Annotated in this window: 21 protein-coding genes; 6 read left to right on the top strand and 15 right to left on the bottom strand. The window is 64.6% G+C overall.

The genetic code is table 11. The features are described from left to right. Positions 1–96: 96 nt before the first annotated feature. From AC2FNA_RS14805 to pdxR, 10 genes are all read right to left on the bottom strand, one after another. Positions 97–2,169 (bottom strand): acetate--CoA ligase family protein, encoded by a 2,073-nt coding sequence (locus AC2FNA_RS14805; RefSeq protein ID WP_496827786.1) that lies wholly within the window; start codon positions 2,167–2,169, stop codon positions 97–99. Between the two features lie 90 nt (positions 2,170–2,259). Further along, entirely contained in the window at positions 2,260–3,174 is a 915-nt protein-coding gene (locus AC2FNA_RS14800) for a LysR family transcriptional regulator (RefSeq protein ID WP_496827784.1), read from the bottom strand. Positions 3,175–3,242: 68 nt separating this feature from the next. Beyond that, positions 3,243–4,868 carry a GMC family oxidoreductase gene (locus AC2FNA_RS14795; RefSeq protein WP_496827782.1) on the bottom strand — a complete coding sequence of 542 codons (1,626 nt, stop codon included), beginning with the start codon at positions 4,866–4,868 and terminating at the stop codon, positions 3,243–3,245. A gap of 29 nt (positions 4,869–4,897) precedes the next feature. Further along, on the bottom strand, positions 4,898–5,263 hold the full coding sequence (locus tag AC2FNA_RS14790; RefSeq protein ID WP_496827780.1) for a cupin domain-containing protein: 366 nt from the start codon (positions 5,261–5,263) through the stop codon (positions 4,898–4,900). Positions 5,264–5,305: 42 nt separating this feature from the next. Further along, positions 5,306–6,142 carry an ABC transporter permease gene (locus AC2FNA_RS14785; protein WP_496827777.1) on the bottom strand — a complete coding sequence of 279 codons (837 nt, stop codon included), beginning with the start codon at positions 6,140–6,142 and terminating at the stop codon, positions 5,306–5,308. After that, positions 6,142–7,026 carry an ABC transporter permease gene (locus AC2FNA_RS14780; RefSeq protein WP_234163775.1) on the bottom strand — a complete coding sequence of 295 codons (885 nt, stop codon included), beginning with the start codon at positions 7,024–7,026 and terminating at the stop codon, positions 6,142–6,144. Before AC2FNA_RS14780 ends, AC2FNA_RS14785 begins: the two co-directional genes overlap by 1 nt. A gap of 1 nt (position 7,027) precedes the next feature. Then, complete coding sequence (locus tag AC2FNA_RS14775) at positions 7,028–8,116, bottom strand: ABC transporter ATP-binding protein (protein ID WP_496827775.1); 1,089 nt, start codon at positions 8,114–8,116, stop codon at positions 7,028–7,030. Positions 8,117–8,195: 79 nt separating this feature from the next. Next, positions 8,196–9,236, bottom strand: a complete 1,041-nt coding sequence (locus AC2FNA_RS14770; RefSeq protein ID WP_496827773.1) for an ABC transporter substrate-binding protein — start codon at positions 9,234–9,236, stop codon at positions 8,196–8,198. Between the two features lie 198 nt (positions 9,237–9,434). Next, entirely contained in the window at positions 9,435–10,688 is a 1,254-nt protein-coding gene (locus tag AC2FNA_RS14765) for an NAD(P)/FAD-dependent oxidoreductase (protein WP_496827771.1), read from the bottom strand. Between the two features lie 179 nt (positions 10,689–10,867). After that, complete coding sequence (gene pdxR / locus AC2FNA_RS14760) at positions 10,868–12,343, bottom strand: MocR-like pyridoxine biosynthesis transcription factor PdxR (RefSeq protein WP_496827769.1); 1,476 nt, start codon at positions 12,341–12,343, stop codon at positions 10,868–10,870. A 120-nt stretch (positions 12,344–12,463) separates the two neighbouring features. On the opposite strand from pdxR, the gene AC2FNA_RS14755 reads away from it, so the two are divergent. Next, positions 12,464–13,567 (top strand): mandelate racemase/muconate lactonizing enzyme family protein, encoded by a 1,104-nt coding sequence (locus AC2FNA_RS14755; protein WP_496827767.1) that lies wholly within the window; start codon positions 12,464–12,466, stop codon positions 13,565–13,567. A 35-nt stretch (positions 13,568–13,602) separates the two neighbouring features. On the opposite strand, the gene AC2FNA_RS14750 is transcribed toward AC2FNA_RS14755, so the two are convergent. Continuing rightward, positions 13,603–14,814, bottom strand: coding sequence for a M20 family metallo-hydrolase (locus tag AC2FNA_RS14750; protein WP_496827765.1), 1,212 nt, complete (start codon positions 14,812–14,814; stop codon positions 13,603–13,605). Continuing rightward, on the bottom strand, positions 14,807–15,472 hold the full coding sequence (locus AC2FNA_RS14745) for a DUF1028 domain-containing protein (RefSeq protein WP_496827763.1): 666 nt from the start codon (positions 15,470–15,472) through the stop codon (positions 14,807–14,809). The genes AC2FNA_RS14750 and AC2FNA_RS14745 overlap by 8 nt, the downstream gene beginning before the upstream one ends. Positions 15,473–15,573: 101 nt before the next feature. On the opposite strand from AC2FNA_RS14745, the gene AC2FNA_RS14740 reads away from it, so the two are divergent. The 5 genes from AC2FNA_RS14740 (at position 15,574) to AC2FNA_RS14720 (ending at position 21,786) form a co-directional block, all read left to right on the top strand. Further along, positions 15,574–17,151 carry an ABC transporter substrate-binding protein gene (locus AC2FNA_RS14740; RefSeq protein WP_496827761.1) on the top strand — a complete coding sequence of 526 codons (1,578 nt, stop codon included), beginning with the start codon at positions 15,574–15,576 and terminating at the stop codon, positions 17,149–17,151. Positions 17,152–17,287: 136 nt separating this feature from the next. Further along, a complete protein-coding gene (locus AC2FNA_RS14735) occupies positions 17,288–18,235 on the top strand; it encodes an ABC transporter permease (protein WP_496827759.1) in 948 nt (315 codons plus the stop codon). Continuing rightward, positions 18,232–20,097, top strand: coding sequence for a dipeptide/oligopeptide/nickel ABC transporter permease/ATP-binding protein (locus AC2FNA_RS14730; protein WP_496827757.1), 1,866 nt, complete (start codon positions 18,232–18,234; stop codon positions 20,095–20,097). Before AC2FNA_RS14735 ends, AC2FNA_RS14730 begins: the two co-directional genes overlap by 4 nt. Then, on the top strand, positions 20,094–21,053 hold the full coding sequence (locus AC2FNA_RS14725) for an ABC transporter ATP-binding protein (RefSeq protein ID WP_496827806.1): 960 nt from the start codon (positions 20,094–20,096) through the stop codon (positions 21,051–21,053). The genes AC2FNA_RS14730 and AC2FNA_RS14725 overlap by 4 nt, the downstream gene beginning before the upstream one ends. Beyond that, positions 21,022–21,786, top strand: coding sequence for a FadR/GntR family transcriptional regulator (locus tag AC2FNA_RS14720; RefSeq protein WP_496827755.1), 765 nt, complete (start codon positions 21,022–21,024; stop codon positions 21,784–21,786). Before AC2FNA_RS14725 ends, AC2FNA_RS14720 begins: the two co-directional genes overlap by 32 nt. On the opposite strand, the gene AC2FNA_RS14715 is transcribed toward AC2FNA_RS14720, so the two are convergent. From AC2FNA_RS14715 to AC2FNA_RS14705, 3 genes are read right to left on the bottom strand one after another with little or no spacing between them, the layout of a single operon-like run. Beyond that, positions 21,773–22,144, bottom strand: coding sequence for a Lin0512 family protein (locus AC2FNA_RS14715; RefSeq protein WP_496827753.1), 372 nt, complete (start codon positions 22,142–22,144; stop codon positions 21,773–21,775). The two genes, AC2FNA_RS14720 and AC2FNA_RS14715, sit on opposite strands and share 14 nt — an antisense overlap. Next, the gene (locus AC2FNA_RS14710; protein WP_496827751.1) at positions 22,141–22,485 is read right to left on the bottom strand and encodes a Lin0512 family protein; all 345 of its coding nucleotides are present in this window, start codon (positions 22,483–22,485) and stop codon (positions 22,141–22,143) included. The genes AC2FNA_RS14715 and AC2FNA_RS14710 overlap by 4 nt, the downstream gene beginning before the upstream one ends. Before the next feature lie 37 nt (positions 22,486–22,522). Continuing rightward, complete coding sequence (locus tag AC2FNA_RS14705; RefSeq protein WP_496827749.1) at positions 22,523–23,584, bottom strand: ABC transporter ATP-binding protein; 1,062 nt, start codon at positions 23,582–23,584, stop codon at positions 22,523–22,525.

Below are 23,584 nucleotides of genomic sequence, written 5' to 3'. Positions count from 1 at the left end.
TTTGCCAAGACTTTTACTTAAAAGTCTTGGCCGCCCGGGTCCGATAGTGGCGCATTTCGCGGCCGGGTGGGAAGAGCGGGGGCCTTGAGCCGAACGTCACGACGACCGAAGGCGAAGGACCGCATCGACGGCGGTTGCGGACCGGGTTCCGACGATGACCGGGTTGCTCTCGATCTCGTCAAGCGTGTCACGCAAGTCCCAGGCCATACGCGACAGGGCGGCGGCGGCCTCGCCAAGCGCGGTGACCGCCAGAGCCGGCTGTCCCCGGTACCCCGACAAAGGCCTTGCGGCGCGCAGACCGGCAATGGCGGTCACGGCCTCATCGGGCGTGAACGGCGCCATAAGCAGAATGTCCTCTCCGAGGAGATCCACGAACAGACCGCCCGGTGCGATCCGCATGGCCGGGCCGAAATCGGGATCGTTGACCGCCCCCAGCGACCACTCCATGCCGGGGTCGACCATCCGCGCCACCAGCACCGGCCCGTCGAACCGCTCCGCCAGATCCTCATAAGCGGCGGCGACCGCGTCGGGCGTTGCCAGCCCTGTCTGCACCCCAGCCAGATCGGACTTGTGTGACAGGCCCCTTTGGGTGGTTTTCAGAACGACGCTGCCACCGATCCGCTGGGCGGCCTGCAACGCCTCATCCCGAGACGCGGCCAGCACATGCGGCGGGCAAGCGATGCCATAATCGGCGAACAGCGCGTATCCCTCGGCCTCGCCGATCCAGTCGCGACCGGCAAGCCTGGCGCGCCATGCCGCCGCACGCGGGTGCGGCATGGCGGGCGGACGAAACCGCGCGACAGGGCCATGATCGTGCAACGCGCGCACCGCCGCCATCGCGTTCTGCATCCCGCTGAGCAGGGGAATACCCAGATCGGCGAAATGCGCGGCGATGGCGCGGTCGTCGCTGCCCGAGAAGTTCGAGACGGCAGCAAGCGGCTTATCGGTCTGCCGGTAGGCATCGGCAAGCGCCCGACCGTGCATTTCGTGCAGGTAGTAATTGCCGCGCCAGTTGAGCACGTAAAGCCCGGTGCCAACGCCGGGATCGGCCATCATGGCGGCAACGGACCGGGTATAGGTCTCTTGCGCGCCCTGCCCCGTCCCCCACGCATCCAGTGGATTGTCGGCGGCAATCCCCGGCTCCAGCACCGACTGAATGCGGGCTCGGGTCTGGGGGGCAAGCGAGGCGTATGACAGGCCATGATCCTCAGCCAAGTCCGCCATCAGTTCGCGCTCGCCGCCGGAATCGTGGATCGAGGCAATACCCGGAGCACTGGCCCGCCTGCCTTGCGCAAACAGCGCCAGCATCGCCGCCATCTCGTCGACCGTTTCCGCCATATGCCCGCCCAGCCGCCGCACCAGCGCGCGGAACAGGGCATCGTCGCCCACCAGCGCGCCCGTATGCGAGATCGCCATGCGCGCACTCAGGGCCGAGCGCCCAACCTTGAGGATCACCACCGCAATGTCGCGGGCGGCCGCCTCCTCCATCGCGGCGACAAACCCCTCCGGGTCGCGCACGGTTTCGAGGAACAGGCCGACCACGCGGGTTTCCGGCTGGTCGACCATCCAGCGCAGGTAGTCCGCGGCTGTGGTCACCGTCTCGGAGCCGGTGCTGACCGCCTGCGAAAACCGCAGCCGCCGGTCGTTGTTCATCAACGCCCCCAGGATCGAGCCCGATTGCGCAATCAACCCGATACCGCCTGGTTTCAGGTCCAGCGGCACCGGAAAGGGCGTTACCCGCAGACCATGGGTCAGGTTGTGAAACCCCATGCTGTTGGGTCCGCAGAGCGCGGCGCCAGCCGCACGGACCCGGTCGCCGATGCGGCGGCGCATCTCTGGATCGGGACATTCCGAAAACAGGGTCAACGCCCGCGTGCCCGTGGCCAGAGCGGCGTCAACAGCGGCCTCTACCCGTTCGGTTGCCAGCGACAGGACCACATGTTCTGGCACTTCCGGGAGATCGGCCAGCGCGGCGGCGATCCGCCCGCCCGACTGTGCCGCAAGCCGAGGATTGACCCGCAGGATGGGGCCGGAGAACCCACCGCCGCTCAGCATCCGATCCAACGCATGGCCATAGGAATCGGGCCTGTCGGACACCCCGACAAGGGCGATGCTTAGCGGCGCCAGCAGCGCATCCATGGCCGATCTCGGTACTGTCTGGTCCTGCACTGGAGTGCCTCATCGAAGTCTCACAAGGCAGTTTGGGCGCAATGGGCCGGCAGGTGAAATTCCGAATTGGAAACGAGCGATTTACCCGGCTTATACCGTATCCCTGACCGGCAATACCGCCCGTGCCGCCATCTCGTCGCGGATCAGCTGGATAAAGGCCTTGGCGGGTACCGAAAGCTCTGCCCCCGCCTTGACAATCAGGGCGGTGTCATAGGTGATCTCGGGCACAAAAGGCCGCCAGCAAACGCCATCTTGCAAGTGCAGACAGCCGTTCAGCGCATCGACAATCGCGACCCCGGCGCCCTCGGCCACCATCCGGCGGACCACCGCAAAGAAGAACCCATGCACAGGCGCGGCTATCTCGAAACCGGCCTCGGCACAGACCGCGCGCAACTGCCGGTCGACCTGGTTGCTGTCCTGAATGCCGATCAGACGCTGATCCACCAGGTCGCCGGGAGTGATACAGTCCTTGGCCGCCAGCGACGAACCTGCAGGAAAGATACAGACGCAGGGCAGGGAAAACGGCTCCACCTCCAGCGACGGCGCGGCAACCGGCGCCTCGACCAGGCCTATGTCACACTGTCCGTTGCTGACCAGATACGCGATCTGGGTTGAACTGCGCACCCGCAGGTCGATCTCGACCTTTGGGTTTTCGGCGGTGTAGCGGGCCACCAGCTGCGGCAAGAGGCCAAAGGCCGAGGCGCCCAGCGCCCCGATCCGCAACAGCCCCGCCCCACCCTGCCTGATCAGGCGCGCCCGGTTGGCAAACTGCTCGACCGCAAGGATCGACAGTTCCGCATCCATATGCAGCAGATAGGCCTCGGGGCGCGGTGCGAAATGGCCCTTGGATCGGTGAAACAGCGGAAAGCCCAGCATATCCTCGAGCCGCGAGAGCGCGATGCTGATGGCGGGCTGGGTCAGGTGAAGCCGGTCGGCGGCTTTGGAGACGGACCCTTCTTCCATGACGGCATGGAAAACCTCGAGGTGGCGCAGCTTCAGATGCATGGCGCAACTATAAGAAGTCGGCGATTTGAGGCCAAACAAATTATCATTTATTAAACGGAAGGCGAAGCCTACCCGCCTGCCCCGCAGTCCTGAAGGATCATGTCGGCACCCTTTTCGCCCACCATGATCGCCGGGGCGTTGGTATTGCCCGAGGTCAGTGTGGGAAAGATCGAGGCATCGACCACCCGCAACCCGCCGATGCCATGCACCCGCAGGCGCGCATCCACCACATCCCGCGCCGCGTCCGGCCCCATCCGGCAGGTGCTGACCGGGTGGAACACGGTTCCGGCCCGCTGCCGGATGTCGGCGATCAGTTCCTCATCGGAACAAATGTCCGTACCGGGCAGCATCTCGGCCTCGATCAGCCGGGCAAGCGCCGGGGCCTCGGCCAGCCGCCGCAACAGCCGCGTACCTTCGAGCATCTCCTGCATGTCGTTGTCGGTGGAGAGGTAATTGGGGTGGATCGCCGGTGGCTCTTTCGGGTCCGAGGAGCGGATCTCCAGATGCCCCCGGCTGGTGGGCCGGGTCGGCTGGGCGCTGAGCAGGAAGCCGGGGAACGGATCGGGGTTCATCAGCGGCCGCTTGCCCGGCGGCGCCTTGGTATAGCTGACCGGGGAGAAGAACAGCTGCATGTTCGGACGATCCAGGCCGGGGCGCGAGCGCACGAACCCGCCCGCCTGGTTGACGCCCAGCGACAGCGGCCCGCGCCGGGTCAGCACATAGCGCAGCCCGTGCCACAGCTTGCCATACCAAGGGTGCAGCTGGGTGTTCAGCGTCGGCACGCGCGAGCGGTAGAGATGGTCGATACAGAGATGATCCTGCAAGTTCCGCCCCACCCCGTCCAGCGCATGCACGACCTCTATGCCCGTGCCCCGCAACAGGTGGGCGGGGCCGATGCCGGAGAGTTGCAGCAATTGCGGCGAGTTGATCGCGCCGCCCGACAGGATCACTTCGCGCCGGGCCCGCGCGGTCTTTACCTGCCCGTTCCGGCGATAGGATACACCCACCGCCTGCCTGCCCTCGAACAGCACCCGTTCGGCCATCGCCCCCGTCTCGACACGCAGGTTCGCGCGTCGCAAAACGGGGCGCAGATAGGCCCGCGCCGCCGACATCCGCATGCCCCCCTTGGCGGTATTCTGATAGGTGCCCACCCCCTCTTGCGTGGCCCCGTTGAAATCGCGGTTGTGCGGAAATTGAAGCTCTCCGCCCGCCGCGATGAAATCCCGGCAGAGCGGGTGCAGGTCGCGATCCATGGTCGCCACATGCAGCGGGCCATTGTCGCCGCGAAAGGCGTCGCCACCCCGGTCGTTGGTCTCGGACCGCCGGAAATAGGGCAGCACATCCGCCCAGCCCCAACCCGGATTGCCCATCGCCTGCCACTCGTCGAAATCCTGCGCCTGTCCCCGGACATAGACCATCGCGTTGATCGAGCTTGACCCGCCCAGCACCTTGCCGCGCGGCCAATAGCTAACCCGCCCGTTCAGCGCTGCATCGGGTTCGGTATGGTACATCCAGTTGACGCTGGGCCGGTAAAAGGTCTTGCCATAGCCGATCGGCATCCAGATCCAGAAATTCAGATCGCTGCCCCCCGCCTCCAGCATCAACACCGTGTGCCGGCCGTTCTCGCTCAGCCGGTTGGCCAGCACGCAGCCGGCCGATCCCGCCCCCACGATGATGAAGTCATATTCGCTCATGGCGGGCACCGCCCCCTTTTGCCGAGCATCTAGGTCGCAGGTGCCGCGCTGATGACAAAAAGTTTGCGCAAGTGGTCATGTATCTCCCATTGACCGGTCCAGCCCTGCGGAAGCACCAGAAGGTCGCCCGGCCCGATGTCACGGCTGCCACTGCCATCGGCATTTGTCACGGTCGCCCGTCCGGACAGGATATGACAATATTCGCCGCCCCCGGTGCGGTCTGCGGTAAAGCGGCCCGGCGTACACTCCCAGACCCCGATCATGGTGCCGCCATCGGCCGAGGTCCACAACACGGTCGAGGCCTCGGTCTGACCAGCGGTCAGGCTGGTGGGCTTGTCGGCAAAGGCGCCCAGCGGCACCGAGGCAAGGTCAGCGAATGTTTGCAGGTCGATCATGGCAGCTCTTTCGATCAGGGGGGAAATGCCCGAAACCGGGCATCAGTCGCTTGGTTTCGTTGATTTCTTCTGTTGTCCAAACACCTGCGCCAGCACCATCATCCCCGTCGTCACCAGGATCATGATGGTCGAGATCGAGGCAATGGTCGGGTCGATCTGGTCGCGCAACGCGTTGAACATGTTGCGCGTCAGGGTCGGGTTGTCGCCGCCCGAGACGAACATTGCCACCACCACCTCGTCGAACGAGGTCAGAAACGACAACAGCGCACTGGTCACAACGGCAAAGCGGATCTGCGGCAAGGTCACGGTCAGAAACGCCTTCCAGCGTGGCGCGCCCAGGCTGCGGGCGGCCTCCTCCTGGCTCATGTCGAAGCTTTTCAGCGCCGAACCGGTGACGATCACCACCAGCGGCAGCGCCAGCACCGTATGCGCCAGCACCAGCCCGGTGATCGTGTAAAGGATCTGAAGCTGCACATAGGCATAGAAGGCCCCGATCGCGACCAGCACCACCGGCACCATCATTGGCGTGATCATCAGCACGAAAGCCGCGCGCACAAAGCGGATTTTAGAGCAATGCAGCCCATAAGCCGCCAGCACGCCAATCGGTGTCGCCACCAGCATCGTCAGGAACGCCGCCTTGAACGAGGTCCGCGTTGCCAGCATCCATTCGGGCGAGCCGAAGTAATGGTCATACCAGCGCGTTGACCAGGTTTCGGGTGGAAACTCCAGATACTGGCTGTCGGAGAATGACATCGGCACCACGATCAACGTGGGCGTCACCAGCAGGATCATGGTGATCACCGCGATCACATAAAGCCACAGGCGCTGGCCATGGGTGATCTGGGTCTCGGTGGCGGGGCTTCGGAACCAGCGCAGCATCAGTGCCCTCCCCCGGTCATCTTCTCAAGGTTCAGGAAACGCGAGGCGATCCACAGGATCACCATGGTCGAGACCAGCAGCACCACGCCCAGCGCGCTGGCCGCCCCCCAGTTCACGAAGAGCTCGATGTTGGACACGATCTTCATCGACACCATGATCACCTTGCCGCCGCCCAGCACCGCCGGGGTGACAAAGAAGCCAAGGCAGAGGATGAACACCATCAAAGACCCGGCAAACAGCCCCGGCAGGGTCAGCGGAAAGAACACCGTCCAGAACGCCCGGCGCGGGCTGGCGCCCAGGTTCGAGGCCGCCTTCATCAGGTCGCGGTCAATCGCTTTCATCGCGCCATAGACCGGCAGGATCAGAAACGGCAGCATGATATGCACCATGCCGATCAGCGTGCCGGTCATGTTGTGCACGATCTTGATCGGCTCGTCCCACAACCCCAGAGAGATCGCCCATTCATTCACCAGTCCGCGCTTCTGCAGCAGCACCAGCCAGGCATAGGTGCGCACCAGAAGCGAGGTCCAAAACGGCAGCAGCACCGTGATCAGGCACAGGTTGGCAATCCGGTTGGGCAGGCCGGCAATGAAATAGGCCAGCGGATAACCGATCAGGATACACAGGCCGGTGGTCAGGAAACTGACCTCGAACGTGGTCTGAAAGATGCGGGCATAAGATTTCCGCTTCAGCATCCGCTCGTAGTTTTCCAGCGAGAACGTGCCATCCGCCCCGATGAACGAGACATAGAACAGCCAACCGACCGGGATCACCAGAATGACAAGGATCAGCAGGATCGCGGGCGAGCCGAGGCCAAAGAGCTTCATCCGCTCCAGCCACTCGTCGCGCCTCAGCCCTGCCTCGTTGGTGCGTACTGCCTCCATCCTAGGCCTCGCTTCCGTCGATCAGCAGGGTATCCTCGGGCGCCAGGCACAGGGTCAGCCCCTCGCCCACGGCAGGCAGGGCGGTGACATTGGCGCCCCGCATGGCGCCGCGCAGCACGATCTGCGCCCCATTGGCCAGCGCCGCATGCAGCAGGAAACTGTCGCCCTGATAGACCACCTCGGTCGCGGTGGCGGCAAAGTTGTTGACCCCCTCGCGCGGTCCCTCGCGCGACAGCACCACCCGTTCGGGGCGGATCATCAACAACAGGCTGGCCGTCTCGGGCGGCGGATTGTCATGCAAGAGCGGCTTGCCGTCGAACAACACGGTATCGCCCTTGCGCGACACCGGCAAAAAGGTGGATTCCCCGATGAAATCGGCCACGAAGCGATTGGCAGGACGCTCGTACAGATCTCGCGGGGTGGCCAGCTGCATGATGCGGCCATGGTTCACCACCGCGATCCGGTCTGACATGGTCAGCGCCTCGCGCTGGTCGTGGGTGACATAGACCGTGGTCATGCCCAGCTTTTCATGCAGGTGCCGCAGCTCGATCTGCATCTGGTCGCGCAGCTTCTTGTCGAGCGCAGACAGCGGCTCGTCCATCAACAGGATGCGCGGCTCGAACACGATGGCGCGGGCGACGGCCACGCGCTGGCGCTGGCCGCCCGACAGCTGGTCGATGCGCCGCTCGCCAAACCCTCCCAGTTGCACGGTTTCCAGCGCCGCCTCGACCCGCTGGGCGATCTCAGCCTTGGGCACCTTGCGCAGCTTCAGCGGATAGCCCACGTTGCCGGCGACCGTCATATGCGGGAAAAGGGCATAGCTCTGAAACGTCATGCCCACATCGCGCAGATGCGGCGGCGTGCGGATCACCTCGCGGTCTCCGAATTTCAGGCTGCCGCAATCGGGCCGGGTGAACCCTGCCAGCACCATCAACAGCGTCGTCTTGCCCGACCCCGACGGGCCCAAAAGCGTCAGGAACTCGCCGCTCTGCACCTCAAGCGACACGTCGTTCAGCGCATGCACCGGACCATAGGTCTTGGTCACGTTCTTCACCGAGATAGGCAAGGCTTCGTTGGTTCTGGAGGTCAAGACAAACCCTCGTATTCCGCTTGCGAGAAACAAGCGGGCGCCGGAGCGCCCGCCGTGGTATCAGATCGGGACGCGCGCGTCACTCGGTCAGCATCTCCTGGTACATCTCGGCCGCGACGGTTTCCCACTTGGCGTACCAATCCAGCGAAACCGGCAGCTGCATCGCCGCATTCTCCGGCGAAGAGGGCAGGCCAGCCGCCACATCGGCCGTGATTTCACCGGTCGCATAGGCCGCCTTGTTGGTCGGCCCATAGGTGATGTATTTCGGCAGATCGTCCTGGTACTCGGGCTTGGAGATCTCGTTGAGGAATTCCATCGCCGTATCGCGGTTCGGCGCGCCCTTGGGCACAGCGAAACAGTCATAGTCCAGCAGCGCCTGGTTGAAGCTATAGGCAACCTTGGCGCCGTCCTTGGCCGCATTGTCGAACCGCCCGTTCCAGCCGGTGGTCATGTCGACCTCACCGTCCTTCATCAGCTGCGCGTGCTGGGCGCCGGACGTCCAGAACACCGAGATATGCGGCTTCAGCTCGCGGATCTTGTCGATCGCACGCTCGATGCCCTCTTCGCTGTCGAGCACCGAATAGACATCCTCGGGCGCCACGCCATCGGCCATCAGCGCCGGTTCCAGCGCACCGGCGACGCCACCGCGATAGGCCCGGCTGCCGGGGAACTTCTCGACATCCCAGAAATCCGCCCAGCTCTGCGGTCCGCTCTCGCCATAGGTGTTGGTGTTCCAGGCATAGACGGTCGAGAACACGTCACCGCCGATGCAGTAATCGGTGTAGAGACCCGGATAGAAGGTCGAAACGTCGATCACGTTGTAATCAAGCTTCTCCAGCAGCCCCTCGGCCGCAGCCCGCGCCGCAGAACCGGAACCGCTGGCCACGATATCCAGCGTCACCTGCCCCGAGCTGACCTGAAGCCGCACATCGGACATGCCGCCATAGGTCTCCTGCTTGACCTCGATACCGGTATTGGCGGCGGCGGGTTCGAACAGCGCCTTGCTCTGCGCCTCTTGATAGGAGCCGCCCCAGGACGCGATGGTCACGCTCTTGTCCTGCGCAAATGCGCCCGTAGCCATGACTGCGGCAGAGATCGTCAGAATTGTTCTCGTTTTCATTGATTTCCTCCCTTTGGTGGTTTTCCGGGTCCTGCCCCGTCTAGATCGGCAGGCAGCGGGCAAGGCGCCCAAGTCGTCTTCCACCTGTCGCGATAGTGCGGGCACCGGCGGGACAAATGAAATTTCGAATCCTAAACCTTGGTTTCGATCCGTTAATACCGGAGCCAGGGCCGGGGGTGCGCCGCCCTGCCCGGTGCGTCAGGTCATGCGCAAAGCCTTTCGAAACTGTCGTTGATCCTTCCAGCGATACCAGGCCACCGCCGCGGGCAGGAACCAGGGCTTGCCGCGATAGAGGGGCCGGGTGGGAAAGGGCAGACCGTCAAACGCGGTTTGTCCCTCGGCGAGGCCCAGCACCTTTTGCCCTGCGCGCATGCCCAGATAGGGCGCCATCGACACACCCGATCCGCAATAGCCCATGGCGTAGTGAATGCCGTCCTGCACCCCGGTATGGGCCAGTTCGTCGAAACTGTATGCGACTGTTCCGCTCCAGGCATGGCTCAGCGCCACACCCTCAAGCTGGGGAAAGATGCGGCACATGTCCTGCCTCAGCCGGGCCGCCCCGGCCAGCGCAGTAGTCTCGGAGGCCGAGACGCGGCCACCGAACAGCACCCGCCGCCGGTCGGGCGAGGCGCGATAGTAATAGACGACCTTGCAGGTGTCGCTGGCGATCCGGTCGCCGGGGAACAGTTCGTCAATGGTCGCCTCGGGCAGCTCCTCGGTGGCGATGATATAGCTGCCGATCGGGATCACCCGGCGCTGCAACCAGGGCGTCAGCGCGGTGGTATAGCCATTGGTGGCCACGATCACGTCGCGCGCCTCGACCACGCCCTTGGCGGTCTCGACGCGAAAGCCCGACCCGGAACGGGTGATCGCGCCAACCCGGCACCGGCCCACCACCTGCGCCCCGGCCCCGATCGCCAGGCGCAGCAACTCGCGGTGAAACTTGCCCGGATGCAGCGAGCAATGGGCCGTGAACACGACACCGCCGAAGTAGCGGTCGGTCCCCAACTGGCTGCGCTGCTCGGCGCGCGGCACGGCAAAGCTCTCGATGCCTTCCTGCTGGCGCAGTTTCTCGGCATCGCGCACCAGCTCCTCATAGTGGCCTGGCGTATGCGCCGCGTGAAAGCGCCCGGCCCGTCTAAAGTCGCAATCGAGGCCTTCGCTCTCGACGAATTCACCGATCCAGCGCAGCGCATTGGCGCCCTCGGCCCGGATGCCGCGCGCCCGTTCCAACCCGAATTTCGCGGTCAGCGTTTCCAGCGAGGGTTTCACGCTGGTGCTGATCTGACCGCCATTGCGGCTGCTGCACCCGTATCCCGGATCCTCGGCATCCACGACCAGCGTCGAACGACCGCCGCGCGCCGTGGTCAGTGCCGCGCTCAGCCCGGTATAGCCCGCCCCGACGATCAGCACATCGACCTTGGCCGATGGCTGCGTTTGCAAGGCTGGCATGGCACCGCGTTGATCGTGCCAGAATGGCGTCTGCCTGATGTTCGAAAGTGGCATTGGGTTGACCGCGATGCTCCCTTCAGCCGCGTCAGGACAGTCCCCATCCGCTGGCTCTGACTGAAACGCTAGGCCAATATTGGCTCGCAATTCATATCCAATATGACAAAACTTTCAGACCAATCCTAACGCAAGGCAGGAAGCCCGCCCAGGATACCCATCCCCCTTGCGATATCCTCGGGCGTGGCGCAGCCAAAGCCGAACACGAGACCAGATTGCGGGATTGGGGTCAGGCAGTACCGCCGCAGCGGTGCGAGCGTGACACCCTGTTGCAAGGCCTGCGCGACCACCTCGGCCTCATCCACGCGCGCATCCAGATAGGCCGACGTGTGAAACCCGCTGGTCGTCTCTTGCAGGCGGATGCTTTCAGGCAGACCGCGCGCGGCCTCCATCAAGGCCTCGTAGCGCGCCTTGTACAGCTGGCGCATCAGCCGGATATGGGTGGCGAAATGCCCCTCGTCCATGAACTCGGCCACGATCGCCTGCGTCGCGGTCGAGGGTCCGCTGGCCCATGTATCGAACATGCCATCAAAGGCCGCGACCATCCGCTCGGGCACCAGCACGAACCCCAGCCGCAGCGAGGGAAACAGCGATTTCGAGAAGGTGCCGACATAGAGAACCCGCCCATTGGCGTCGATACTGTGCAGCGCCGGGCGCGGAGCGTTGCCGAAGTAGAACTCGCCGTCGTAATCGTCCTCGATGATCAGCGCCTGCGCCTGTTCAGCCGCTTGCAAAAGCTCCAGCCGCCGGGGCAGCGACATGACATGGCCCAGCGGCTGCTGGTGCGAGGGGGTCACAAAAGCCAGTCGGAAATGCGGCGCCTTGGCCAGCCCGTCGGACACCACCATGCCCTGCGCATCCACATCCACCGGCACCAGTTCGGCCCCTTCGGACAACAGCGCATTGCGCGCGCCCGAGGCGCCGGGATTCTCCATCCAGACCCGGTCGCCCGGATTGAGCAAGAGCCGCCCGATCAGCGAAAACGCATGTTGCGCGCCCGAGGTGATGAACACCTGCTCGGGGTCACAGCGTATGCCCTTGAGCGCGCTCAGATGGGTTGCAATCGCCCGGCGCAATGCGGCCAACCCCTTTGGCTGGCCATAGCCCATGACGTCGCCGCGCCCGCCGCGCAGGTGCCGCGCCGACAGCCGCGCCCAATGCGCCATCGGAAAGGCATCGAGCGCGGGCAACGCGGTGACAAAGGCGCGCGGCTTGTGCGGCAACCACGCGCGTTGGGCATAGGCGCCCTGCGCGTGGCTGATGACATAAGACAGCCTGGGCTTGCGACCGGCACTGACCGCCCGCTGACTGGGGGCGGTTACGCTCTGGTCCTCCAGTGTTTCGCTGACATATGTCCCCGCCCCGATGCGCGACACCAGCATGCCTTCGGCGACCAGCCGGTCGATGGCGTCAATCACCGTGGTGCGCGACACGCCCACCTCCTTGGCCAGCGTCCGCGTGGCGGGCAGCCGCTCGCCCGCGCGCAGCGCACCCGACAGGATCATGTCGCGCAGCGCCATGTAGAGCTGAACGCTGACACTTCGCCTCAGCGTCCGGTCCAGCCGGATCGAGGACAACAAGGCGCCTGCGGCATGTTTCACGGGCAGCCCCCTTAATTGGTCTGGCGAAAATGTCGAAATGGATATACCTGCTAACCCGATTTTTCGCCAGCTTTTTCAAAAGAACCGCCAGCCCCGGCCGGCCAAACCCGGAACAACGACATGAAGCTTGCCAAACTCGAAACCTTTTCCACCGAATTCGTTTGCTTCGTCCGGGCCACCGCCGAGGACGGCGCGCAGGGTTGGGGGCAAGTGGCGCCCTATTACGCCGACATCACCGCGCAGGTGCTGCACCGGCAGGTGGCACCCTATGCCCTGGGAATGGCATGTGACGACATCGACGCCATGCTCGACATCGTGCGCGATCGCGAGCACAAGTTCCCCGGCTCTTACCTGCGCCGGGCGATGGGCGGGGTCGACACCGCGCTTTGGGACCTGCGCGGGCGGCGCGAGGGCAAGCCGGTCTGCGAGTTGATCGGCGGCACGCCCGGACCGGTGCGCGCCTATGGCTCGTCGATGAAACGTGACATCTCGCCGGTGGACGAGGCCGCGCGGCTCACCCGGCTGCGCGACGAAAAGGGGTTCGACGCCTTCAAATTCCGCATCGGCGCCGAGGTCGGCCGCAACCAGGACGAATGGCCCGGCCGCACCGAAGAGATCGTGCCGACCATGCGCCGCGCCATGGGCGACGATGTGGCGCTGCTGGTCGATGCCAATTCCTGCTACTCCCCGGCCCGCGCCATCGAGGTGGGGCGAATGCTGGAACAGCACGGCATCTCGCATTACGAAGAGCCTTGTCCCTATTGGGAGTTCGAGCAGACGCGTGAAGTGACCGAGACGCTCGATATTGACGTTACCGGCGGCGAGCAGGATTGCATGATGGAGCGCTGGCAGACCATGATCGCCGACCGGGTGGTCGATGTGCTCCAGCCCGATATCTGCTATCTGGGTGGCCTGTCGCGCACCCTGCGCGTGGCCCGCATGGCCCATGCCGCCGGGATGCCGGTCACGCCGCACGCGGCCAACCTGTCGATGGTCACGCTGTTCACCATGCACCTCTTGCGCGCGATCCCCAATGCCGGGAAATACCTGGAGTTCTCGATCGAGGGGCTGGATTACTACCCCTGGCAGGACGGGCTGTTCCTGTCCGACCCCTATGTCATCACCGATGGCCAGGCCACGGTCACCGACTCCCCCGGCTGGGGGGTCGAGATCAACCCCAACTGGCTGGACCGGTCGGAATACCGGGTCAGCAGCGCGGACTGATCCCTGCCCGGCGGCGGGGCAACGGCCCTGTCGCCTCAGGCAGTCAGAAACGCGGCCAGCGCGTCAATCGCCCGCCCCATGTCCGCGGCCGAAGCGTATTCCTCGGGCTTGTGACTGACGCCATCCCGGCATCTGACGAACAACATGGCCATCGGGCAGAGATCAGCCATGGCCGATGCGTCATGCGTCGCACCCGATGGCAGCGACAGACCGCGCATCCCGACTGTCTGCGTGGCGGTGGTCAGCCGCGCGCCAAGCGCGCTATCGCAGGGCTGCGCCGCCTGCGCATAGGTCAGTTCCGCCTCGATCCGCAGGTTGCGCTCCGCCGCAAGGTCGCGGGCAAACCGGTGCAGGGATTCACCCGCCCGGCGGCGGGTGTCATCATCGGGCGAGCGGAATTCAGCGTTCATCCTGACCCGGCGCGGCACCGCGTTGACCACGTTCGGTTCAACCGTGAGCGCGCCGACCGTGGCGCGCAGGCCGGGGGTGGTCTCGCCCAACCGGGCCACATCGGTCACAAGGGCAGCCGCCCCGACCAGCGCGTCGCGACGTCCCTCCATCGGCAGGGTTCCGGCATGGCCGGTCTCGCCGGTCAGCACGATCTGGTGGCGCTCGATCCCGCAGATGGCGGTCACCACTCCAAGGGCCTGATCCTCGGTCTCCAGCACCGGGCCCTGTTCGATATGGGTTTCCACAAAGCCAAGCACCGCCGCGGGATCGCGGGCCAGCGTGGCGATCCGGTCGGGGTCGAGCCCGAACTCCGACATCGCCATGCGCAGGCTGATCCCCTGAGCATCCTGCATCGACAGAACCTCGGGATCAAAGGTTCCAGCCAGGGCGCGTGACCCGACAAGGGCGGTGGGAAAGCGCACCCCCTCTTCGTCGGCGAAGGCCAGAACCTCGACCGAGAACGGCAGTTCAATCCCCTCTTCTGCCAGTTTTTCTAGGGCCAGCAGCGGCAGCACCACGCCCATGATGCCGTCAAATGCACCGCCTTGGCGCACCGAGTCCTGATGCGACCCCATCAGAAGCGTAAGCGCCCCCGGCGGCCCCGCACGGCGGCCGATCAGGGTACCGGCATCATCCAGCGTCACCGCAAGGCCCGCCGCCCGCATCCGCGCCTCCAACAGGTCCAGCGCCGCGCGATGCTGCGGCGTGAACGGCAGGCGGGTCACCCCCCGCCCCGGCTCGGAACAGGCGGCAAGATCCGCCAACAGGGCCTCGGCCCGCTTTCCCCAGTCAGTCAAGCACCCGCTCCCTGTCGGTCATAACCGGCACCTGCCGCGCCCAGTCCGCGTATTCGCCGGTGGTGGCCTTGCCATGTAACTCCTGCAAGGCGCCGATCGGATCCTCGGGGTGGTGGTCGATCCGCAGGGTCAGCGGCGGCCTGTCGGGGTGCAGCACGAGAAGCGCGGCAGAGAGCAGGCCACGGAAATCACCACCCGCGTCACGCGCGGCGGACAGGGCGGTCAGCAGACGTTGCGCGAAATCGCGATCCGAACCGGCGAAAGAAGTCGTCATGGCGCCAAGAACGGTTTCGTTTCCAAGCATGTTCCCGGTGGCAATCCCGTCCTCGAAGGTCAGCGCGCCCTTGACGTCCTGGTTGCTGGCGCCAGTGAAGCTGGCGGCGGCGCCGGACAGATCCATCGCGGCAAGTTGTCGATAGGCACGCCCCCGGTCGGGAGCGGTGACCTCGGCCACCGCCCGCTCGGGGCCCGCCCCGTCACGCATGCGCTGCAAGACCTCCTCTCCCCAGAAGGTCGAGGGGGCGGCACCCTGGCTGGCGGACATGCCGGCACGCAGGTCCCCGCGCAGCACCCAGCCGCCGACACAAAGACTTCCGGTTGCGGCGGCGCCTCCGATGGCGCCGGTTGCGGGGTCGCGTGCGAGAATCGAAAACGTCATGCCTCACCTTAATCGGACTTCGTCGAATTATCATGATAAATTGACGATTGCAATTTATCATGATAAATAAGCCCGCAGAATATCAACAGGGAGAACATGAGATGACGCTATTTTCCTGGACCCGCAGGGGCCTGATGGCCGCCGTCGGGGCAGCCCTTGTCGCGGGCGGCCTTGGCGGACCTGCGACCGCGCAGACCCCGCCCGGCGTTCTGATCGTCGGCCAGATCGCAGAGCCGAAGTCGCTGGACCCGGCGGCGGTGACAGCGGTCAACGACTTTCGCATTCTGGTGAATGTTTACGAGGGCTTGACCCGCTACAAGTCTGGTACGCTGGAGGTCGAACCGGCCCTGGCGACCAGTTGGGAGATCAGCGAGGACGGCACCCAATACACCTTTACCCTGCGCGAGGGTGTGACCTTTCACGATGGCACGCCGCTCAACGCCGAGGCGGTGAAGTTCAACTTTGACCGGATGCTGGACGAATCGCACCCCTATCACGACACCGGGCCGTTCCCGCTGTCGTTCTTCTTTGGCGCGGTGACGGCGACCGAGGTTGTCGATGACATGACCGTCAGGTTCACCCTGAACGCGCCTTACGCGCCCTTCCTGTCCAATCTCGCCTATCCCACCGGCCTGATCGTCTCGCCCGCCGCGGTTGCCGCGCATGGCAAGGAGTTCGGCCGCAATCCCTCGGGCACCGGGCCGTTCAAATTCGCCGAATGGCGCTCGAACGAGGCGGTCGTGGTGGAGCGCAATGACGCCTATTGGGGCGATCCGGCAGGCACCCAGGCCGTGGTGTTCCGTCCGATCACCGATGCCAATACCCGCGTGGCCGAGATGCTGGCCGGAGGGATCGACATGATGGTCGAGGTGCCGCCCACCTCGCTGGGCCAGTTCCAGGGCGATGGCTTCAGCGTGGCCGAGCAGGCGGGTCCGCATGTGTGGTTCCTGATCCTGAACGCCAAGGAAGGCCCGTTTGCCGACAAGCGGGTCCGTCAGGCCGCCAATTACGCGATCAACAAGGAAGCGATCGTGAACGACGTGCTCGAAGGCACCGCGACCGTGGCCGCCGGGCCGACGCCGCCCGCCTTTGCCTGGGCCTATAACGAGGCGCTCGACCCCTATCCCTATGACCCGGAAAAGGCCAAGGCGCTGATCGCCGAGGCGGGGGCCGAGGGAGCGGAACTGACCTTCTATGTCACCGAAGGCGGCTCGGGGATGCTTGATCCGGTGCCGATGGGGACCGCCATTCAGGCCGATCTCGAAGCGGTCGGGTTCGACGTCAAGATCGAGACCTACGAGTGGAACACATTCCTGGGCGAAGTAAACCCGGGTCTGGAAGGCAAGGCGGACATGGCCGAAATGGCCTGGATGACCAACGATCCCGACACCCTGCCCTATCTGGCGCTGCGGTCCGAGGCCTGGCCCGACAAGGGCGGCTTCAACTCGGGCTATTACGCCAATCCGAAAGTGGATGAACTGCTGGAAGCGGCGCGCACCGCGACCGATCAGGCAGAGCGCGCCCGGCTCTACCGCGAGATGCAGACCATCGTTCAGGAAGATGCACCCTGGGTCTTTGTCGCCAACTGGAAACAGAACGCGGTGACCAATGACCGGGTCACGAATTTCGGTCTGGAACCGTCCTTCCTGTTGCACCTGCAAGGCGTCGTGAAAAACTGACGCAATCTGCTCCGGGCGCCACGCACGCCCGGAGCGCGCCGCCGGAATTTTGCAAAAATTCCGGCCCGGAAAAATTCAATTTTTCCGATCCGTTTTCCGTGCCGGAAAACGGCATGATGAAAGAGCGGGGACGCGGATGGGCGGCTATATTCTGAAACGACTGATCTCGGCCCTCCCGGTTCTGCTGGGCATTACGATCATCGTGTTTCTGATCATGTCGCTGATCCCCGGCGATCCGGCGACCGCGATCCTGGGCTCTTACGCGACCCCTGAGAATGTCGAAAAGCTGAACCGGGACCTCGGTTTGGACAAGCCCATGGTACAGCGGTATTTCATCTGGCTCGGCAACATGCTGACCGGGGATTTCGGACGCTCCTTCTCGCTCAACCGGCCCGTGCTCGACGAGGTGGTCGAGCGGTTCAATGCCACGCTGATTCTGGCCGGGACCTCGTTTGTCCTGTGCTCGGTCCTGGGCATTCTGGCCGGTGTCGTCTCGGCCGCCCGTCAATACGGGCTGGCCGACAAGGCAATCACCTTCGTGGTTCTGATCGGCATCTCGGTGCCGTCCTTCTTTCTGGGCATGATGATGATCCTTCTCTTCGCGGTAAACCTGCGCTGGCTGCCGGTCAGCGGCATGTACGCGATCTATGGCGGCGGTGACCTGCCCGACCTGGTAAACCACCTGATCATGCCCGCGCTGGCGCTGGCCGCTGTCGCCACCGGTGTGATCGCGCGGTTGTCGCGTTCGGCCATGCTCGAGGTCTTGCGGCAGGATTTCATCCGCACCGCCCGCGCCAAGGGCGTGCCCGAACGGCGGGTGATCATGGGACATGCGCTGCGCGCCGCGATGGTTTCCATCATCCCGGTTCTGGGTATCCAGGCCGGGTTCGTCCTGTCGGGCGCCGTCTATATCGAGATCGTGTTCCAATGGCCCGGTGTGGGTCGCATGCTGGTCGATGCGATCCTCAAGCGCGACCTCTTGCTGGTGCAGGGCGGTGTCGTCTTCGTCGCCGCCTGCTACGTGCTGTTCAACATTGCGGTCGACGTGGCGCAGAGCCTGCTGGACCCGAGGATCAAGACATGAGCGCGTTTCTCAAGCTTCTGTTCCGCAACCGGCTGGCGGCCATGGGTGCGGTGGTGCTGGTGGCGATCTTGTTCCTGGTGCTGATCACGCCGATCCTGCCCTTGCAGGACCCGGATGTGACCGCCACCGCCGACCGGTTCAAACGCCCCTTTACCGACGGCCACCTGCTGGGCACCGACCATCTGGGCCGCGACCTTCTCAGCCGCCTGCTGCATGGCACCCGGCTCAGCCTTGCCGTGGGCATCGCGGCGGCGCTGATCGCGGCCACCATCGGATCGGCCATCGGAATCATCGCGGGCTATTTCGGCGGGCGCACCGACAATATCATCATGCGTGGCGTCGATATGCTGATGGCTTTTCCCTATATCCTGCTGGCGCTTGCCATCGTCGCCGCCCTTGGCCCCGGGCTGATGAACGCGCTGATCGCGGTGGCGGCCGTCAATGTCCCTTTCTTCGCGCGCAACATCCGGGGCATTACCGTGGGCCTCGCAGGTCGCGAGTTCATAGATGCCGCCCGGCTGGCAGGTATGGGCCATGCAAGGATCATACTCACGGAGCTTCTGCCCAATGTCCTGCCGGTCATCATCATCGCCATGTCCACCACCGTGGGCTGGATGATCCTGGAGACCGCCGGGCTCAGCTTTCTCGGGCTGGGTTCGCAACCGCCGCAGGCCGATCTGGGCTCGATGCTGGGCGAGGCGCGCTCGGCGATGATCTCGCATCCGCATACCTCGATCGTGCCGGGAGTGATGATCTTTCTCATCGTCATGTCCGTCAACCTGCTGGGCGACGGGGTGCGCGACGCGCTGGACCCGCGGCTGCGGTCAGGCGCGCTCAGCCGCCCGCGCGCCACCACTCTGGTGGATCGCAAGGGTGACATCCCCGCCGCCACCGACGACCTGCTGGCCATTCAGAACCTGCAAACCGAGTTCCACGTGGGCAAACGCATCTATCGCGCCGTGGGCGGCGTGTCGCTGGCAGTGAAGCCTGGCGAGTGCCTGGGTGTGATCGGCGAAAGTGGTTCGGGCAAGTCGGTTACGGCTTTGTCCGTCATGGGGCTGGTCGCCTCGCCCCCCGGTGTGATCACCGGCGGCGCGGTGCGGTTTCAGGGCGAGGATCTGATTGGCGCGCCCTATGAAGCCCTGAGGCAAAAGCGCGGCGACCGGGTCGCCTATATCTTTCAGGATCCGCTCTCCACCCTGCATCCGCTGTACCGGATCGGACAGCAGCTGGCCGAGGCGATCCAGTCGCATCACCGGATATCGAAGGCCGACGCACGCGCCCGCGCCATCCAGCTCTTGAAGGATGTGCGCATCCCCAATGCCGAGGCGCGGGTGGACAACTACCCGCACGAGATGTCGGGCGGCATGCGCCAGCGGGTAGGGATCGCCATGGCGCTGGCCAACGAACCGGATGTGATCATCGCCGATGAACCCACCACCGCGCTCGATGTGACCGTGCAGGCGCAGATCCTGTCGCTGCTGGATGATCTGCGCCGCGACCGGGGGCTGGCGATCGTGTTCATCACCCATGATTTCGGTGTCGTCGCGCAGCTCTGCGACCGGGTTGCGGTGATGTATGCGGGCCGCATCGTCGAAGAGGGGCCGACCCGGGCCGTGCTCGACGCGCCCGCCCATCCCTATTCGAAGCGGCTGATCGCCTGCGTGCCCGAACTGGGTGGCGGGCGGCGTGAACTGGCGGCCATTCCCGGCCTGCCGCCGGTGGTCGACAACCTGCCGGCCGGCTGCGCCTTTGCCCCGCGCTGTGACAAGGCACAGGACCGCTGCCGCAATGGCGAGATCGCACTTGCCGGCACTGCATCCCGCGCGGTCCGCTGTCTCTATCCAGAGGAGGCGATCTGATGACCGCGTTGAAGGTGCACAATCTGGCCAAGACCTTCCCGCTGGGAAAGCCCCTGTTCCGCCCCGCGCCGCCCGGCGTGCGCGCGGTGCGCCCCATGAGCTTTGAGGTCGCCACCGGCGAAACCCTGGGCGTGGTGGGTGAATCCGGCTGCGGCAAATCCACCCTGGCGCGGATGCTGGTGGGGCTGCTGGACCCCACCGAGGGCCATATCGAGATCGAGGGGCGCGCGCTCGACAATGCGGACCCGGCGGTCTTTGGCAGGCTGATCCAGTATGTGTTTCAGGACCCGCAAAGTTCACTCAACCCGCGCAAGACCATTCGTCAGGTGATGGAAGCGCCTCTCAAGCGGTTGCACCGGATGCCGCGCCTCGAGCGGGACCAACGGATTCGCGAGATCTTTGCCTCGGTCAATCTGCGCGAAGAGTTCCTGGACCGCTACCCGCACGAGTTCTCGGGCGGGCAGGCGCAGCGGATCGGCATCGCGCGGGCGCTGGCCGCCAATCCGCGCATCATCATCCTGGACGAGCCGGTCTCGGCGCTGGATGTGTCGGTACAGGCGCAGGTGCTGAACCTGCTGGCCGAGCTGAAGGCCGAATTCGGATTGACCTATCTCTTCATCACGCATGACCTGGCCGTGGTCGAGGCGGTCAGCGACCGCATCATTGTGTTGTATTTCGGCGCCGTGGTCGAGATCGGCCGAGCCGAGAGCATCTTTGCAAACCCCCGCCATCCTTATACAAAACTGCTGGCGGACAGCGCGCCGGTGGTGGGCAAGCCTCTGAAGGCGCCAGAACAGAAAGGATCGGAACTGCCCGATCCGCTCAATCCACCGCCGGGATGCGCCTTTGCCGGACGTTGTCCGCGCGCCACCGAAACCTGCCGCACGACGGTGCCGGAACTGACAGAAATGGGAGAGGATCAACTTGCCGCCTGCCACCACCCCCTCGAAGGCTGAACCCAGGCTCAGCCGCCCCGTGCAGGTCGCCGAGGCGATCAAGGACTGGGTGGTCGAACAGGGGTTGCAGGCCGGCGACCGGCTGCCGGGCGAGGCCGAGTTGATCGAGCGTTTCGGGATGGCCAAGGGTACCATCCGCGAGGCGATGCGCGTGCTCGAGGCACAGGGGCTGATCAAGACCCGCACCGGGCCCGGCGGCGGCAGTTTCGTGCACGAGGTGAGCCGGCAACGCGCCAAGGCGCTGCTGGGCAATTACTTCTATTTCAAGGACCTGACCATCGGCGACATCTATCAGCTGCGCCTGACGCTGGAGCCCGAGCTTGCCGCCTCGCTGGCGGGCAAGCTGTCCGACGAGGTTCTGGAAATGCTGGAACGCAACATCGCCTCGTATTCGGAACCGGCCACCTCGCTGGACGAGGAACGCCGTCAGCATGTCGCCTCGCTGCGCTTTCACGCCATCCTGGCCGAGCAGGCGGCAAACCCGCTGCTGGGCTTCATCATCGATTTCATGGTCAACCTGCTGAGCGACCTCACGGTCTATCGCCGCCTCTACTCACCGCCCAATATCGAGCTTTGGAAGCAAGGCCGTGATCACCAGCGGCAATTGATCGAGGCATTGCGCAACGGCGAGGCCACACAGGCCAGGTCGATCATGTCGGATCACATGCAGACCGCCTGGACCCTGATGCGCCGGCAAGAGGTCGAGATGGAGAACCGGTTCATCTCGGAATAGGTCGTCCGGCGGGCCTGAACGGGTGGCCAGATGTATCATACCACGCCTTGACCGCCACCGCCGCCAGCGTGATGTCCTCGGCCCCACCCATGCCGCGATCGTCCAGCCCACCGGCCACCACCGTTACCTCGACCGTTCCAAAGGGGAGCGCCGCCGCCACCGCCTCGACATCCACCAGAGCGGGTTCGGCCACGCCGACCGTCACTTCGACCCTCATCCCCGACGGATGACCAAAGGTGTAAAACAGCGTCAGGGAACTGTGCCGGATGGCATCGGAAATGCCGCGCAGCGCCGCCTTGGTATAATCGTGCCCATGCACGTCGGCCCCCATGCCAAGTTCGCAGATCAGCGGTTTCATTGCGCCACCTCGACATCCCAGGACACGGTCACGATGGCATTGGCGATAAGCGTCGTCTGTCCCATCATCTCGACATCCAACCCGCCCTTGACGGCCTCGGCGCTGACACGGCCTACCGGCGCCTCGGCCTTGACGATTTCCAGATCGACCGCTTCAGGGCGGCCCACCCCGACGCGGATATCAACGATCATCTCGTCCAGCGGCAGATCGAACGCCGCGCCGGCGGTCAGAAAGTTGCGGTGCAGGGCATCATGCACCGCGCGGGCGGCGGCCTTGGTGTAATCCTGCCCCTTGAGATCCGTTCCCATGCCCATCTGAACGGCGAACTGGGTCTTTGGCATGATGATCTTCTCCTGTTGTTCCGTCACGATCTCTTGCTCACAACCTTTGTCCGTCGGCACCAAACAGATGCAGGCGGCGCATATCCAGACTGACGGTCTGCAAACTGTCCTCGCGCAGCGTCACCTGCCCCGGCACGCGAAGCTTGACGATCTGCCCCCCTGCCCGTGCGTTTACAATAGTGTAACCCCCCAGCGGCTCGACCGAACTGACGTGCACCTGGAACGAGGGGTTGCCCTCGGTCTCGCCCAGCCAGATATCCTCGGGGCGCACACCCAGGGTACCGGTTCCGCCCATCTGCGTCCGGCCAACGATCGTGACATCGCGCGCCAGAACCTCGCTTTGGAAATGCAGCCCGTCCTCGGAAAATGCGCCATGAAAGAAGTTCATCGGCGGTGACCCGATGACCTCGGCCACGGCAAGCGAACCGGGTTCGTCATAGACTTCGTCCGGGGTGCCGATCTGGGCAATCCTGCCATCAATAATCACCGCCACGCGGTCCGAAATGGCCATCACCTCTTCCTCGTCATGGCTGACATAGACAAAGGTCTGGTTGTTCTCGCGTTGCAGGCGCTTCAGCTCGACGCGCATCTCCTCGCGCAGGCGGGCATCGAGCGCGGCGATGGGTTCATCCAGCAGCATTGCCCGGCTCTGCGCGGCAAAGGCGCGGCCCAGCGCGATGCGCTGGCGTTCGCCCCCCGACATCTGCGCGGGATTCTTGTGCAGGATATGGCTGACGTGAAGAACCTCGGAAACAAGATCGAGCCTTTCCGATATCTCCGCCTCCGAGGCGCCGCGCTCCTTCAGCGGAAAGATGATGTTCTCGCGCCCGGTCATATGCGGGAACAGGGCAAGGTTCTGGAACACCATCGAGATGCCACGTGCGGACACGTCCAGATCCGCCGCGTCGCGCCCGGCAAGCTCGACTCGCCCCTCATCCGGTTTCAAAAGACCCAGCATCAGCTTCAGGATCGAAGTCTTGCCAGTCGATGGCGGCCCGAAAATGCCAAAGAACTCGCCCTGCTCGACCGTCAGGTCGATCGGCCCCAACGTGAATTCGGGATAGCGTTTGACCGCCTCGATTATCTTGATCGCTTCCAT

Source organism: Ruegeria sp. YKSD163 (assembly GCF_059612905.1).
Note: the sequence above shows the minus strand (reverse complement) of the source record. Positions and strands in the feature narration are given on the sequence as shown.

Bases quoted from the DNA above. Each gene is read 5' to 3' on its own strand.
- AC2FNA_RS14800 (WP_496827784.1), bottom strand. From the start codon at position 3,174: ATGCATCTGAAGCTGCGCCACCTCGAGGTTTTCCATGCCGTCATGGAA.
- AC2FNA_RS14795 (WP_496827782.1), bottom strand. From the start codon at position 4,868: ATGAGCGAATATGACTTCATCATCGTGGGGGCGGGATCGGCCGGCTGC.
- AC2FNA_RS14790 (WP_496827780.1), bottom strand. From the start codon at position 5,263: ATGATCGACCTGCAAACATTCGCTGACCTTGCCTCGGTGCCGCTGGGC.
- AC2FNA_RS14785 (WP_496827777.1), bottom strand. From the start codon at position 6,142: ATGCTGCGCTGGTTCCGAAGCCCCGCCACCGAGACCCAGATCACCCAT.
- AC2FNA_RS14780 (WP_234163775.1), bottom strand. From the start codon at position 7,026: ATGGAGGCAGTACGCACCAACGAGGCAGGGCTGAGGCGCGACGAGTGG.
- AC2FNA_RS14770 (WP_496827773.1), bottom strand. From the start codon at position 9,236: ATGAAAACGAGAACAATTCTGACGATCTCTGCCGCAGTCATGGCTACG.
- AC2FNA_RS14765 (WP_496827771.1), bottom strand. From the start codon at position 10,688: ATGCCAGCCTTGCAAACGCAGCCATCGGCCAAGGTCGATGTGCTGATC.
- AC2FNA_RS14755 (WP_496827767.1), top strand. From the start codon at position 12,464: ATGAAGCTTGCCAAACTCGAAACCTTTTCCACCGAATTCGTTTGCTTC.
- AC2FNA_RS14745 (WP_496827763.1), bottom strand. From the start codon at position 15,472: ATGACGTTTTCGATTCTCGCACGCGACCCCGCAACCGGCGCCATCGGA.
- AC2FNA_RS14740 (WP_496827761.1), top strand. From the start codon at position 15,574: ATGACGCTATTTTCCTGGACCCGCAGGGGCCTGATGGCCGCCGTCGGG.
- AC2FNA_RS14735 (WP_496827759.1), top strand. From the start codon at position 17,288: ATGGGCGGCTATATTCTGAAACGACTGATCTCGGCCCTCCCGGTTCTG.
- AC2FNA_RS14730 (WP_496827757.1), top strand. From the start codon at position 18,232: ATGAGCGCGTTTCTCAAGCTTCTGTTCCGCAACCGGCTGGCGGCCATG.
- AC2FNA_RS14715 (WP_496827753.1), bottom strand. From the start codon at position 22,144: ATGAAACCGCTGATCTGCGAACTTGGCATGGGGGCCGACGTGCATGGG.
- AC2FNA_RS14710 (WP_496827751.1), bottom strand. From the start codon at position 22,485: ATGCCAAAGACCCAGTTCGCCGTTCAGATGGGCATGGGAACGGATCTC.
- AC2FNA_RS14705 (WP_496827749.1), bottom strand. From the start codon at position 23,584: ATGGAAGCGATCAAGATAATCGAGGCGGTCAAACGCTATCCCGAATTC.